The sequence below is a fragment of the Corynebacterium hesseae genome, assembly GCF_037850265.1.
GTDB lineage: Bacteria > Actinomycetota > Actinomycetes > Mycobacteriales > Mycobacteriaceae > Corynebacterium > Corynebacterium hesseae.
Window position 1 is genome coordinate 963645 of record NZ_CP137211.1, and the last position, 14017, is coordinate 977661.

At 61.2% G+C, this 14017-nt stretch carries 12 protein-coding genes; 5 read left to right on the plus strand and 7 right to left on the minus strand.

Going from position 1 to position 14017, the window contains the following annotated elements:
* Positions 1-95: 95 nt before the first annotated feature.
* Together R3O64_RS04545 and mmsB are read left to right on the plus strand one after the other, a co-directional pair.
* Positions 96-1610 carry a CoA-acylating methylmalonate-semialdehyde dehydrogenase gene (locus tag R3O64_RS04545; RefSeq protein WP_339017390.1) on the plus strand — a complete coding sequence of 505 codons (1515 nt, stop codon included), beginning with the start codon at positions 96-98 and terminating at the stop codon, positions 1608-1610.
* A 12-nt stretch (positions 1611-1622) separates the two neighbouring features.
* Positions 1623-2510 (plus strand): 3-hydroxyisobutyrate dehydrogenase, encoded by an 888-nt coding sequence (mmsB, locus tag R3O64_RS04550; protein WP_339017391.1) that lies wholly within the window; start codon positions 1623-1625, stop codon positions 2508-2510.
* Between the two features lie 19 nt (positions 2511-2529).
* Here the strand turns inward: mmsB and R3O64_RS04555 are convergent, their stop codons facing one another.
* Positions 2530-3111 (minus strand): TetR/AcrR family transcriptional regulator, encoded by a 582-nt coding sequence (locus R3O64_RS04555; protein ID WP_339017392.1) that lies wholly within the window; start codon positions 3109-3111, stop codon positions 2530-2532.
* 75 nt (positions 3112-3186) lie between these two features.
* Between R3O64_RS04555 and R3O64_RS04560 the strand changes: the two genes are divergently transcribed.
* Positions 3187-4686, plus strand: a complete 1500-nt coding sequence (locus tag R3O64_RS04560) for a GntP family permease (protein WP_339017393.1) — start codon at positions 3187-3189, stop codon at positions 4684-4686.
* Here the strand turns inward: R3O64_RS04560 and R3O64_RS04565 are convergent.
* From R3O64_RS04565 to pth, 4 genes are all read right to left on the minus strand, one after another.
* Positions 4683-5693 carry a CaiB/BaiF CoA-transferase family protein gene (locus R3O64_RS04565; RefSeq protein ID WP_339017394.1) on the minus strand — a complete coding sequence of 337 codons (1011 nt, stop codon included), beginning with the start codon at positions 5691-5693 and terminating at the stop codon, positions 4683-4685. The two genes, R3O64_RS04560 and R3O64_RS04565, sit on opposite strands and share 4 nt — an antisense overlap.
* 75 nt (positions 5694-5768) lie before the next feature.
* Positions 5769-7400, minus strand: a complete 1632-nt coding sequence (locus R3O64_RS04570) for a peptide chain release factor 3 (protein WP_070520842.1) — start codon at positions 7398-7400, stop codon at positions 5769-5771.
* 24 nt (positions 7401-7424) lie between these two features.
* Entirely contained in the window at positions 7425-8282 is an 858-nt protein-coding gene (locus R3O64_RS04575) for an SDR family NAD(P)-dependent oxidoreductase (protein WP_193634128.1), read from the minus strand.
* A 41-nt stretch (positions 8283-8323) separates the two neighbouring features.
* A complete protein-coding gene (gene pth, locus R3O64_RS04580) occupies positions 8324-9001 on the minus strand; it encodes an aminoacyl-tRNA hydrolase (RefSeq protein ID WP_425248918.1) in 678 nt (225 codons plus the stop codon).
* Positions 9002-9039: 38 nt separating this feature from the next.
* On the opposite strand from pth, the gene R3O64_RS04585 reads away from it, so the two are divergent.
* Positions 9040-10023 carry a nitronate monooxygenase gene (locus R3O64_RS04585; RefSeq protein WP_339017395.1) on the plus strand — a complete coding sequence of 328 codons (984 nt, stop codon included), beginning with the start codon at positions 9040-9042 and terminating at the stop codon, positions 10021-10023.
* Between the two features lie 64 nt (positions 10024-10087).
* On the plus strand, positions 10088-11542 hold the full coding sequence (locus R3O64_RS04590) for a glyceraldehyde-3-phosphate dehydrogenase (protein ID WP_250223702.1): 1455 nt from the start codon (positions 10088-10090) through the stop codon (positions 11540-11542).
* A 178-nt stretch (positions 11543-11720) separates the two neighbouring features.
* Here R3O64_RS04590 and R3O64_RS04595 read toward each other — a convergent pair whose 3' ends face one another.
* Both R3O64_RS04595 and R3O64_RS04600 read right to left on the minus strand, forming a co-directional pair.
* Positions 11721-13058, minus strand: a complete 1338-nt coding sequence (locus tag R3O64_RS04595; protein ID WP_339017396.1) for a hypothetical protein — start codon at positions 13056-13058, stop codon at positions 11721-11723.
* A 187-nt stretch (positions 13059-13245) separates the two neighbouring features.
* Positions 13246-13989, minus strand: coding sequence for an ATP-binding cassette domain-containing protein (locus R3O64_RS04600; RefSeq protein ID WP_339017397.1), 744 nt, complete (start codon positions 13987-13989; stop codon positions 13246-13248).
* Between the last annotated feature and the right edge of the window lie 28 nt (positions 13990-14017).

Consider the following 14017-nt stretch of genomic DNA (forward strand, 5'->3'; position numbering starts at 1 on the left):
GGTATCTCAATTTCTATGGCGGGCGGTTGTTGTCCAACGTTAGTGTGTGACCCAAGCCATACAGGGAGCCGAAGGTTCCAGGAAGGAGACGCGCCATGCGCACTGTGTATCACTACGTCAACGGAGAAACGTTTGAAGGGACATCGGGCAATACCCAGCCTGTGCTGAATCCTTCGACCGGCAAGGAGCAGGCCGCGGTGGCCTTGGCGAACAAGGCCGACGTGGACAGCGTCATTGCGGAATCCGCTAAGGCCCAGCCGGGTTGGGCGGCGCTGAACCCGCAGAAGCGCATCCGCATCATCATGGAGTGGATCCGCCTCATCCATGCCAACATGGATGAGCTGGCCACCCAGCTCTCCCTCGAGCACGGCAAGACTTTTCCGGATGCCAAGGGCGATGTGCTGCGCGGCGTCGACGTGCTGGAGTTTGCCCTCGGTGCGCCGCACCAGCTCAAGGGCGAGTACTCCTCGGAGGTTGGCACCGGCATCGATACCTACTCGCTGCGCCAGCCGCTCGGCGTGGTAGCGGGAATCACCCCGTTCAATTTTCCGGCCATGATTCCGTTGTGGAAGGCCGGCCCGGCCCTGGCGGCGGGCAATGCCTTCGTGCTCAAGCCCTCCGAGCGCGACCCCTCCGTGCCGGTTCGCCTGGCGGAGCTCTTCATTGAGGCCGGCGGCCCCGCTGGTGTTCTCAACGTTGTGCACGGCGGCAAAGAGGCCGTCGATGCCATCCTCGATTCCGAGACGATCAAGGCTGTGGGCTTCGTTGGTTCTACGCCGATTGCGCAGTACATCTACGAGCGCTGTGCGGCCACCGGCAAGCGCGCCCAGTGCTTCGGTGGCGCAAAGAACCACGCCATTGTGCTTCCCGACGCCGACATCGACGCCACCGCCGACGCCATCGTGGGCGCGGCCTTCGGCTCCGCCGGTGAGCGCTGTATGGCACTGTCCGTCGTGGTTCCGGTGGGGCAGGAGACGGCAGACCGTCTGCGCGATGCCATCCTGGCAAAGATTCCGGAGCTCAAGGTGGGCCACTGTCTCGACCCGGAGGCCGACTATGGCCCATTAGTCACCGCGGAGGCGCGCGACCGTGTCCACCGACTCATCGCCGAGGGCGTGGAAGCAGGCGCAACGCTGCTTACCGGCGGCCGCGAGTTGGACATGTCTGACAAGTCTTTCAACGAGGATTCCCTCGCTGATGGCTTCTATTCCGGTCCGAGCTTCTTCGACAACGTCACCGCAGACATGTCTATCTACAGCGAGGAGATCTTCGGCCCCGTGCTGGTTATGGTCCGTGCCGAAACTCTGGAAGAGGCCGTTTCTTACCCGAATGACCATATGTACGGCAACGGCGTCGCCATCTTCACCCAGAACGGTGACGCGGCCCGCGACTTCTGCAAGAACGTCCAGGTCGGCATGGTAGGCGTCAACGTTCCAATTCCGGTGCCGATTGCCTACCACACCTTCGGCGGCTGGAAGGCCTCTGGTTTCGGCGACCTCAACCAGCACGGTCCGGATTCCTTCCGCTTCTACACCAAGACTAAGACCGTCACCTCGCGCTGGCCTAGCGATGAGTCCGCAGGTCCACAGTTCACCATGCCGGTCATGTAAGGAGAGAACGCAATGACGACTATCGCTTTTATTGGATTAGGCAATATGGGCGGCCCGATGGCCGCCAACCTGGCAAAAGCCGGGCACGAGGTTCGTGGCTTCGACGTCGTGGAAGAAGCCCGGGACCGTGCCGCCGAGCAGGGGATCACCATCATCGAAACCGCGGAAGAAGCCGCGCAGGGCGCCGAGGTAGTGTTTACCAGCTTGCCCAACGGTGGGCTGGTCAAGCAGGTGCTCGAATCGGTCCTCGCAGCAAACGAGGGCGCGAAGACCTACGTTGATGTCTCCACCATCGCGGTCGCGGAAGCTCGCGAGCTCGCGGACACCGTGAGCAAGGCAGGCTCCGCCTTCCTTGATGCACCGGTCTCCGGTGGCATCGCCGGTGCCGCCGCGGGAACGCTTGCCTTCATGGTCGGCGGCACAGCCGAAGACTTTGGGAAGGTCAAGCCGCTGCTCGACATCATGGGCAAGTCCGTCACCCACTGCGGTGACATCGGCAACGGCCAAGCAGTCAAGGCATGCAACAACATGATCCTCGCGGTCCAGCAAATTGTCTTGGCTGAAGCCCTCGTCCTCGGCGAGCGCTTGGGGCTCGATCACCAAGCCTTCTACGACGTCGTTTCCAACGCCACCGGAAACTCGTGGTCGCTGTCCGTCAACGCCCCAGTCCCGGATATCGTGCCGAGCTCGCCGGCCAACAATGACTTTAAACCCGGCTTCGCCTCTGCCCTTATGCTTAAGGATCTCAAGCTGGCCATGGCCGCGGCCGAAGATACCAAGACAGACACTGTTCTGGGCCGGATTGCGGAAGAACAGTACGCTTCCTTCGTGGACGAGGGGCACGGCGGACTTGATTTCTCCGCCATCATCTCCGAGGTCCGTTCCAAGGGCGAATCCTAAGATCAGAAGCGCCTGAAAACTAGGGTGCTTGGTCCCCGTCGAGGATGCCTTGCAACAGCGGGGCATAGTACTCGATGAGCTCCTCGGTTGAGAAGGCCGCGAACTCGGTATCGCCGAAGCGCCGCATGAAGGACAAGCCCATGAGTAGGGCCAGCGCTGATTGGGCTCGCAGCTCTGGCGAAGGTGAGTGGCGTCCGGATTCTTCACGAATCCGCGAGGCCAAGACCTCCAGCAAGTCGGATTTAATTCTCTTACCAATAGCTCCGAGCGTCTGATAGTCCCCGCTCGCGACCGAAATCGTTCGGGCCATGGAGTATGGGGCGTTATGCGGCGCGGTGAGGGTCTCCACCACCGCGGTGCGGCCTAGCTCGCTGAAAGGGCCGGCAAAGAGCGCCGCCGAGGAAGCGGTGAAATCCACCGTTGCCTCAAAAAGCCCTTCCTTGTTGTGGAAGTGCTTCACGATCAGCGCGACGGACACTTCCGCTTTTTCGGCGATGTCCTTCATCGACACCTGGGAGAAGGACCGCTCACTGAATAGCTCGCGTGAGCACTCGAGAATCCTCTCCCGCGTCGAGGCTGCTTTCTCTTCCATAGGGGACATGGTACCGGCGCCGCATGCGCAGGAAGGGCGATTCGTCCTCTTGCCTCAGATGACCAAGACTGTGAGGTAGAAACAATGGTTATCTCATTCATCGGGGTGATTCTCTCCCTGATTTTCCTCGTCGTGATGGCCTATCGCGGGCACTCCGTGGTGGTCGTCGCTCCCTTCGCGGCGCTGATCGCGGTGCTCTTTTCCGGCGAGCCTATCCTGGCCACCTATACCCAGATCTTTATGCCGGCAGCCGGAAACTTCGTGACCAAGTATTTCCCGCTCTTCCTCTTCGGGGCAATCTTTGGGTACCTGATGACATCCACAGGGCTGGCCCGTTACCTAGCACGCGGAATTACCGCGCTATTCGGGCCTAAGCGAGCGATGTTCTCGACGGTCGTCGCCACCGCATTGCTTACCTACGGCGGTGTGTCCGCGTGGGTTGTGGCTTTCACCATCGTGCCCATCGCGACTGCTTTGTTCAAGGAGTCTGGGATCCCCAAACGGCTCATGCCTGGTGCGATTGCCTTGGGAACCATCACCTTCGCGCTGGCCGGGCTTCCCGGTTCGCCGCAGATCCACAATGCCATCCCTACCAGCTACTTCGGAACCAACGTCTACGCGGCGCCGCTGTTCGGCCTCATTTCTTCCGCCCTCATGCTGGCGGCGGGAACCGCCTGGCTCGAATACCGCGTGCGAACCCTCCGCGCGAAAGGTGAGACGTTTGAGCCGCTCGATGCCGACGGGAAGGTCATCGAAACACCCGAGGGAATCGGCGACAGCGGGGAAGAAGCAAGTGTAGAAATCGGTGGTGAATCCTTCGACGCCAACTCCGGTGGCCGGGTAGCCACCCACGCCAGGGCTGAAACCGAGCCTTCTGTCCAGGTGCAGGGTTTGCTGGGTCTGGCGCCCATCGCCGTTGTCATCGTGGTCAACTTCGCCATGGTCTACGGGGTGTCGAAAGTGCTGGACACCTCCTACTTAGCCGAAGAGAAATACGGCGAGACCAACCTCGATGCGCTGTTGGGCATCTGGTCACCGACGGTCGCTCTGGCCTGCGCGGTGTTCGTTATCGTGGCGATGTTCCCCAAGCGCGCCGCCGAGTCCATTAAGGAATTCTCCGATGGCGCCAAGAACGCAATCCTTCCGTGCCTCACCACGGCCTCGGAGGTTGGCTATGGCGCAGTGATTGCCGCACTGGCTGTCTTTAGCGTGATCAAAAGCAACATGATGGGAATCTCCGATAACGCCTTGGTGGTTTCCACGGTGTCTACTGCCGTCATCTCCGGCATCACAGGTTCCTCCTCAGGTGGTCTATCTATCACGATGCAGACTCTGGGTGATCAGCTAGCCCAGCTAGCGACGGAACAGAGCATCAGTCTTGAACTGATGCACCGCGTGACCGCGATGGCCTCGGTGTCCTTTGATTCCATGCCGCACAACGGCGCGGTGCTTACCATGCTGATTGTCTGCGGCATGACGCACCGCCTGTCCTACAAGGATGTTGCCGTGGTGACCATCATCATTCCGCTGGCAACGCTGGCGTTGATGCTCGGCGTCAACGCGGTCATCCCCGGCCTGAGCTAGAGAAAGCGCGGGGCCGCGCTAGGCTCCGTGTGGCCCGCGCTTTCCACATAGGTTTCTCGCGCGGCAAGGTGCGGGTGCGCCAGAACGTCTTCGGGGGAGACGACCTCCGTGACGCAGGCATCGCTGCCGCGGAAGATATCGATCCATTCCGCTTGTGTCTTTTCCGCAAAACGTCGCGCAATGATCTTCTTCATGGTTGGCCAGGCGTCGCGGTCATTTTGTTCGTAGCCACTTAGTTCCTGTTCAAGCCCGAGACCTTTCACCATGAGCGCATAAAACTGTGGCTCGATGGCACCGGCGGCCATCCACTTTTCATCAGCTGTGCGGTAGACGCTATAAAACGGTGCACCTCCGTCGAGGAGGTTGGTCCCGCGGTCCTGCCATTGGCCTTCGGCGCGGAAGGCATGCAGCATGGCGGTGAGGTTGGCCGCGCCGTCGACAATAGCGGCATCCACCACGCAACCGCGGCCGGTGTTCTTCGCCTGCAGGACACCCGCGAGAAGTCCTGTCACCAAATACATCGAGCCGCCGCCGAAGTCCCCGAGGAAGTTGACCGGCGGAACGGGAGCACCATCGCTGCCCGCGATGGAGTGCAGCGCACCGGAGACCGCGATGTAGTTGATGTCGTGACCGGCGGTGTGGGCGAGCGGACCGGATTGACCCCAGCCGGTGATGCGCCCGTAGACCAGCGCCGGGTTAATCGCCTGCGCCTCCTCTGGGCCTAAACCAAGGCGCTCAGCTACGCCGGGGCGGAATCCTTCGATGAGGATGTCCGTTGTGACGAGGCGCTCGCGCAGCTTGTCGACGTCCACCGGGTCCTTAAGGTCCGCCTCCAGAACCTCTTGCCCGCGGTAGAGGATGCTGTGCGGGACCACGGCGGGAGGATTACCTGGGCGGACCACGCGGGTGACCTGTGCACCCATATCCGCAAGCATCATCGCAGCGAAGGGGCCGGGGCCGATGCCGCCGAGGAAAAGGACTGAAATGCCGGTGAGGGGAGAGCTCATGGTGACCTACCTAAAGGTGTACGGATTTCTAGCTAATCGTACCGTGAGGTGGGTCACCCGACAAGGGCGTGAAAACTAATCCGCCACAAGTGTTTCGATGGTGAGCTCCGGGTGCTCCTTCTCAATGAAGGCCAGCTTCCACTTATCACCAAAGAGCGCGATGAGCTCGCCGTCGCTGCGGGTAAAGATCTCTACGCCGCGCTGGCGGCCCAGTTCGGGCGCGGATTCGGCGTCGGTACGGCGGGCCACCGAGTAGGGGATGGGCTCGGTGATGGTCTCCACGTTGTACTCGACCTCCATGCGAGCCTGCATGACCTCGAACTGCATGGGGCCCACCGCAGCCATGACCGGGGCGGCATCGCCACGCGTATCGTTGCGCAGAATCTGGACCACGCCTTCCGCAGCCAGTTGGTCCAAGCCCTTGCGGAATGCTTTGTAGTCACCCAAAGACTTCGCGCGCAGGATGCGGAATGCCTCAGGCGCGAACTGCGGCATGGGCTTGAACTGCACCTTCTTGCCCGTGTAAATCGTGTCACCAGGTGCCAGGGAACCGGCATTGACCAAGCCCACAATGTCACCCGGGTACGCCGTGTCCACGGTGTCACGCGTGCGGCCGAAGACCGTCAGGGCGTACTTAGTGGAGAAGCTGCGCCCAGACTGCGCATGGTTGACCTGCATACCGCGCTCAAACTCGCCGGAGACCACGCGCATGAAGGCCAGGTTATCGCGGTGCTTGCGGTCCATGCCCGCCTGCACCTTGAAGATGACGCCCGCGAAGTCATCGGTGACCTCACGTACCTCATCGATGGCGGAGGTAGCGGCCTCGATGGCCTGCGGATCTGATTCGCGCGAGCGCGGAGCCGGGGCGATGGCGCACAGAGTATCCAGGATCTGGTGCACGCCGAAGTTCAGCATCGCGGAGGCGAAGATGAGCGGGGACGTCACGCACTGTTCGAAGAGCTCCTGGTCGTGCAGGGCGCCGTCGGCTGCCAGCAGCTCTGCTTCCTCCACGGCCGTCTCCCAAGCGTCCTCTTCCTTCGCGGCTGCATCCTCAGGCGCGTAGTGCTCCTCCGGGGCGATGGTGGAACCACCGGCGGTGCGCAGGAAGTGCACGTACTCATCAGCCTCGCCGTCATCGTTGATGTGGGCCAAGCCGCGGAAGTCGCCAGCGATACCCACCGGCCAGTACAGCGGGGTGGGCTGCAGCTGGATTTCGTTGACGATTTCGTCGACAAGCTCCAGCGGCTCTCGTCCCACGCGGTCCCACTTGTTGATCACCGTAATGATCGGCAGGCCGCGGGCCTTACACACGCGAAAGAGCTTGAGGGTCTGGGGCTCGAGGCCCTTGGCGGCGTCGATAAGCATGACGGCAGCATCCACCGCCGTGAGCACGCGGTAGGTATCCTCCGAAAAGTCCGCGTGGCCCGGGGTGTCCACCAGGTTGATCATGTAGGGCTCGCCCTCGTGACCCTCGGGCGCGTACTCGAACTGCAGGGCCGAGGAGGCCACGGAAATGCCGCGTTCCTTCTCCATCTCCATCCAGTCAGAGACCGTGGACTTGCGGTTGCCCTTGCCGTGCACCGCGCCAGCTTCGTTGATGACGTGCGCGTGAAGTGCCAGCGCCTCCGTCAGCGTGGACTTACCAGCATCCGGGTGGGCGATGACGGCGAATGTGCGGCGGCGGGAAGCTTCGGAGGCAATACTCATGCGGGCTAGTTTAGCCGCTGGCTGTTACCACTCCACATTGAGCTGGCGGCCCAAATCATCGAAGACGCGCCGCGCCACCGAGAGCTTCTTCGCAATCGGCCTCTGCAGGCCTGGCTTGCGCTTGTTGTTGTAATACTCGCCGGAATTGAAATGGATGCCCGGAGTGCCGCTGAGGAAATAAGCAAGGTTCTCGCCGCCCTTGTCCGCCTTGCCCAAGAAATGCTTTGCTGCAGTGGTCGAATACAGCTTGCTCGTCCTACTCGTTGAGTTCTGCCCGAAGCCAGTATTCAACACGCCCGGGTGGAAGGCCACGGAGGTCAGACCGTGCGAGTCGAGGTAGCGGGTCAGAAGAATATCGCCCAACTTGGCGTTGCCGTAAGCGCGCTCCGCGGTGAATTTTTCAAAGGTGTTTGGGTCACCGGGGTCGAAAGCGGAATACAGGACGTTGGCCAACGAGGCGGTCTGCACCACGGTGGCGTCGCTGGCCCGCAGGGTATCGCGCAATAAAGAGGTCAGAAGAAAAGGCGCCACAACGTTGATCTGCCACGTGCGCTCGAAGCCATCGGCGGTGGCGAAGGGGCCGTCGAACATGCCGCCGGCGTTATTGCCCAAGGCATCGATCTGCGGGTACTGGCTCAGCTCTTCCGCGAGGCGGCGAACCTGGCCCAAAGACTCGTAGTTGGCCACGTGAAAGGCCGCACCAACTTCTTCGGCTACGGCCTGCGTCTTTTCCGGGTTCCGGCCCACGAGCACGAGCGAATCCTGCGGGCGGCGCTGGTGAAGGATGCGGGCAGCGGCCGCGCCCACCCCGCTCGAAGCACCGGTAATGACAATTGTTCGAGGGTCATGATTAGAAGGCAGGTTCTTGCTCGCGCGGCTCATACTTGGACAGTGTAGGGCGTTGAGCGCGGCCGCGCCGGGGTTTATTTCGACCGGGAATGGATTTCCTGCTGGGCCTTGTTGAGGCCCTCAGCCACGATGAGGCGTGCAGCCTCGGCGGCGGTAGCGATGGTGGAATCGAGCTCAGCGCTGGCGTCGACAGGCGCGAGCACCCAGTCCGGGATGGAGCCACCCTTGGGCGGGCGCCCGATACCCACACGCACACGCAGGTAATCGCGCGTGCCCAAGCGCTCGCTCAGCGACTTCAAACCGTTATGGCCATTCTCGTTGCCGCCCTTCTTAATGCGCACCTTGCCGGCGGGTAGGTCGAGCTCGTCATGGATGACGATGATGTTTTCTGCCGCAACCCCCAACTGCGCGGCCAAGGGTGCGATGGGATCGCCGGAGAGATTCATGTAGGTGTGTGAACGCAAAGCCACGACCTTCGTGCCCCCGAGCTCGAGCTGTGCGACGCTGAGCTGGTGCCCGGTGACGGGTTCAAGCATGTCGCCAGATTCGGCGAGGAGATCATCCACCGCCATGTATCCTACGTTGTGACGGGTAGCTGCGTATTTCGCGCCGGGATTGCCCAATCCCACGATGAGCCACTCGGCGCTAAGATCCGCTGGGTTTAGTCTGGGGGCGACGGCCTTCTTTGGCTTCTTTGGTGCTTCGTTGGCGCGGCCAAAGAGGCGGGTGAAAAAGTCACGGATGGCGGACACAACAACTCCCTTGATGGTTTTCTTTAGGCTGGGTAACCATGAGTCAACTTCTTGAGGCTATCACTTGCCCCGTCCTACCTGCCCCGATGGCGGGCGGGCCCACCACGCCTGAGCTGGTCGCTGCCGCCGACGCCGCTGGTTCCTTCAGCGCGCTGGGCCTGGGGAGCTGTTCGGTCGATGCCGCGCGCGAAGCCATCGCGGCGTGTGCGGGCACGCGCTTTGGGGTCAATATCTTTCACCCGCAGAGGGAGCTGACCGACACGGAACTCGCGGCTGCCCGCTCCCTCGCCGCGGAAGAGGACGCCGTGCTTGGCGACGTCCCCCTAAACTTCGGTTGGCAGGACAAACTCGACGCCGCGCTAGATGGTGGGGCAGAGGTGCTCTGGTCGATGTTCGGTGTCTTTAGCGAGGACGAGGTCGCGCGGATCCACGCCGCTGGGGCAGAGGCGTGGACGACTGTCACCACCCCTGAGGAAGCGCAGGCTGCGGCCGCCCGCGGCGTCGATGTGTTGTGCGTACAGGGCCCTGAGGCCGGCGGGCACCGCGGAGTGTGGGACCCGAGTGCGGAACCCGACCAGCGCCCGCTTAAAGAACTTGTTGCGGCGGTCCACCAGGTCACGGACCTCCCGCTCATCGCCGCGGGTGGCCTGCGCACCGCGGAGGATGTCGCCGAGGCCCTGACGTGGCCAGGGGTAAAGGCAGTCAGCTGTGGCTCCGCATTCTTGCTGTCCGAAGAAGCCGGAACGAGTGAGCACAACCGTGACCTTTTGCGCCGCGGCGGCCGGACGGTGTCGACCCGCGCGTTCTCCGGGCGCTACGCCCGCGGGCTGGAGACTGCCTACACACGGGTACACCCGGACCTGCCTTTGGTCTACCCCTATCTCAACGCGTTGCTGAAAACGCGTCGTGCGCAGCTCGACGCCGACGTGGACTATTGCCTCGTGGGCGTCGACGTGGAGAAAATCGGCGGGGGTAGTGTGGCGGAAATCCTCGCGCAACTACACCCAAACGGGCATGAATAGGGGTTAAGATTTACGGATGGACATAGTTTTACACCCTTTTTGACGAGTAAAGGATACAAAGTACGTGACTTCGAACGCGCACATTGGGCACGAGGATTGGAACGAGCGCCTGGAGCTGGCCCAAGAGATGATCCCGCTCATCCACCAGCTGCACCGCAATAACAACGTTGTCACCTCTATCTACGGCCGCCTGCTCATCGGTGTGACCGATATCGACATCATCAAGGCGCACCGCTACGCCCGCCGCATCGCTGAGCGTGAGCTTTCCACCGCAGAGACCCTGCCCATCCTCAAGGAACTGTGCTCGATGAACCTGGGCACCGCTTCCATCGACTTGGGTCGCCTGGCCACTGGCTTCCAGGAGTCCGGCTCCGATAACCTGCGCAACTACCTCGAGGAGACCCTCGTGGAGCTCGTCGGCGCTGGTGTTGACAAGGAATCCACCGACGTCGTTCTTTACGGCTTCGGCCGCATCGGGCGCCTGCTGGCCCGCATCCTGATTGCCCGCGAAGCTGCCTATGGCGGCGTGCGCCTGCGCGCCATCGTCGTGCGCAAGAAGGGTGACATTGACATCTTCAAGCGCGCCTCCCTCCTTCGCCGTGACTCCGTCCACGGTGCCTTCAACGGCACCATCGCCGTCGACGAGGAGAACGACGTCATCTGGGCCAACGGCACCAAGATCCAGATGATCTACGCCAACAACCCCGCGGAGATCGACTACACCCAGTACGGCATCGACAACGCCATCGTTGTGGACAACACCGGTGTCTGGCGCGACCGCGAAGGCCTGTCCCAGCACCTGCAGTCCAAGGGTGTGGCTCGCGTGCTGCTGACCGCTCCGGGCAAGGGCGACCTGAAAAACATCGTCTACGGCATCAACCACGGCGATATCGAGGATTCCGACCAGATCCTCTCCGCCGCATCCTGCACCACCAACGGCATCACACCGGTGCTCAAGGTCATCAACGACCGCTACGGCGTGGTCCACGGCCACGTGGAGACCGCGCACTCCTTCACGAATGACCAGAACCTCATTGATAACTTCCACAAGGGTGACCGCCGCGGCCGCGCAGCCGGCCTGAACATGGTGCTCACGGAGACTGGTGCTGCCAAGGCTGTGGCCAAGGCTGTCCCGGAATTCGCTGGCAAGCTCACCGGTAACGCCATCCGCGTTCCTACCCCGGATGTCTCCATGGCTGTGCTCAATCTCGAGCTGGAGAAGGAAACCAACCGCGATGAGGTCAACGACTTCCTGCGCAACGTCTCCCTGCACTCCGACCTGCGCCAGCAGATCTCCTACATTGCCTCCCCGGAGGTTGTGTCCTCTGATTTCGTGGGCTCTACCCACGCTGGTGTGGTCGATGGTCTCGCCACCATCTCCTCCGGCAAGCACCTCGTGCTCTACGTGTGGTACGACAACGAGTTCGGCTACTCCAACCAGGTCATCCGCATCGTCGAGGAAATCGCCGGCGCTCGCCCGGTGGTCTACCCGAAGCGCGTCGATGTTTCTGAGCTCTAAACGCTAGAACACGAACACCGCTCTCGCCACATGGCGCGGGCGGTGTTTCGTTGTTTTGGGGTCGTTATCGATTCATCCCTAAGCTTGCCAGGATGCTTCACACGCACAACTGCCCGATCTGCCAAAAGTAGGGCCTGGGATTGAAAAATCTAGACTGTTTTCGTCAGATTGGTCAGTTTTAGCGGGAAGACAGCGCTTGAGTATGGAGTAAATGCCGTGCGCGCAATGTTGCGGCCACACCGAGCACTGCGGCCAACACCACAGCGACGGCATAGCGCAAAGGTGAGTTTGCAACCAAAGGCCAGGCGGGGAAGGCGAGTACCCACAGACCGGTATCTGCCAAGACATCGCCGCCCAAGGTGACGGAGACAATCGTCCCCACGATTGTGAGAGCGATAGCGCTCACAGTGCCGAAGCGAATCACCAGAATGAGTGATACAGCTGCGATGACATAGCCCACCCCAACTGCAAGGGGCAAAGCGGAAAACTGTGCAGCGCCATCACCACCTGCGAGCGCACTGGCCAGGTATGCGGCAGCGCAAACCGCCACGATGACGGACAAAAACCACATGAGGATTCCGGATGTGCCGAACCGTGTTTCCATATACACCAGCGGCCACGAATCTGACATGCGCGGCCATACGAGGACAGGCAAAATACCTGCGCCGACCGGCAGCAGAAAGAAGTAAAAGAAACCTTCGACGTAGTTAGCGGGGTAGAGCAGGGCGACAAAGCCTAGCGCCAGAATGCTGAGCATCAGGCAAGAGAACACCGCTGGGCTAAAAGCTGCACGGTGGAGTCCTAGCAGCGTAGACCACAGCGAGGACTGTGCCGCCGCACGTGGGTGGTTCGTTGGCTGCCATACTTGGGCTTTTTCCACGGTGGTATCAGCCACGTCGGCGTCAGCCTGGGCCGTTGCAGATCGCGCGAAACGGTGTCGCAGCGAGAGCTTAGGCCGGTATCGTCGCGGCGTGTAGACCGCGGCTAGTGCTCCGAGCACGGCGAGGATGACGCACAATATGAAAGCCGGTAGTGGACTGCTGTTTAGAAGTGGGTCGTGTGGTTCAAGAGGCACCGAGTTCTGGTGAATACGCAATGTGCGTAAAAGCAGTCGTTGTGGCCATGCTGGGGGAAAGGCCCACCACTTGCCTGATTCAACAGTGTTCGGAAGGATGCTGAGTATTTGCCACAGGGCCGCAGCAACCAGTGTATAGGCGAAGCTCAGTCTGCGGGCACAGGCAGCGGAAAGCCCGGCAATGCCAAGTGCACCAAGGAAAGAATAAAGCCCGGCTATGAGGATAAGCTCGTGGTTCTCGCGCCCCTGGATGGCGACAGCGAGCCAGGAACCACCAAAGTTCAGCATGTGGAAGAGCGCAATGCTGGCAATGACGACGAGAAGCCGGACAGCGTTCTCCCGACGCGGGTTGAGGTTTCTCCACTGCGTCCCGCCGCTGCGGGTAACGGCCTCACGGTGTTCTGGGATCGCAGCGAATAGCGCAACAAGTGGGGCGTACATGCCGGTAACAAATAAGGATTGCCAAGCCAAGACGCCTGTGGCATCACTGTGCACCGATGCCATAGATGAAAAGATCACCGTCATGATGACCAGCGGTAGAGCAAGTAAAGGCAACCACTGTAAGGTGCTTCCACGGCTGCGCAGTAGTTCTGCTGAAAGGTAACTCGGGCGAGGATCAGTAGTGTGCTTAGGCACGTGACTCTCCTCCCCGGTTGGTAGGCGCTTGGGAGGGGTGGCCAGGTGAGGTAAGTCGGAAGAATTCCTCCTCCAACTGACCACGTGGAGCTAGCTCGTGCAGGGAACCGGAATAGCGAATCGTGCCCTCGGCCAAGACGGTGATGTCATGGGCAAGGTGCAGGACCTCTCCAAGCTGGTGGGAGCTGACGATAACGGTGTGCCCAGCCGCGGCTAGTTGTTGTAGTAGCTCTCGCAATTCCATGATGCCTTGGGGATCGAGGCCATTCTGGGGCTCATCAAGAACAAGTACCTCTGGATCTCCGAGGAGAGCTTGCGCTAACGCCAGGCGGGCCTTCATACCAGTGGAAAAGGATTTCGCCTTCTTGGAGCCAACGCCGTTGAGCCCAGCGATGGAGAGAACCCGGTCAATCTCGGAATCAGGAAGGCCCAGAAGTCGAGCGTGAACGCGAAGATTCGCCGAGGCAGACAGATGGCCATAAAAGGCTGGCCCGTTCACTGAGGCACCAATGCGGCGAAGCACATTGCGGCTCCATGGTTGGCCCGCCACGTTGATGGAGCCCGAGTCGGGCGGCAGGAGACCTAAGAGGATGGAGAAGAGCGTCGACTTTCCTGCTCCGTTGCGCCCGAGGAGCGCATGCACGCGGCCAGGGGAGATGTGGAAGGAAACATCATCGAGGACTCGTTGCCGACCGAAAGATTTCGAGATGTGCTCAAAAGAGATATCGCAATTCATAGAATGCAGTATCGCCGGGGCGCATCAT